Below are 241 nucleotides of genomic sequence, written 5' to 3'. Positions count from 1 at the left end.
GCATGCTCGAACACGACGGCGACGTCGGCAAACTGCTCAAGACCCTCGACGACCTGAAGCTCAGCGACAACACCATCGTCATCTACACCACCGACAACGGCCCGAACCGCTTCACCTGGCCGGATGCGGCCACCACCCCGTTCCGCAACGAGAAGAACTCCAACTGGGAAGGCGCCTACCGGGTGCCGGCGATGATCCGCTGGCCGAACCACGTCAAGCCGGGCACCGTCTCCACCCAGAT

Annotated in this window: 1 protein-coding gene; it reads left to right on the top strand. The window is 63.9% G+C overall.

The features are described from left to right. On the top strand, nucleotides 1-241 hold a 241-nt coding region (locus J5M67_RS29330; RefSeq protein ID WP_207888770.1), incomplete at both ends, for a sulfatase-like hydrolase/transferase.

It is taken from the genome of Pseudomonas sp. 30_B (assembly GCF_017491605.1).
In the GTDB taxonomy this organism is placed as follows: domain Bacteria; phylum Pseudomonadota; class Gammaproteobacteria; order Pseudomonadales; family Pseudomonadaceae; genus Pseudomonas.
This window is presented reverse-complemented; position numbering and strand designations above follow the sequence as displayed.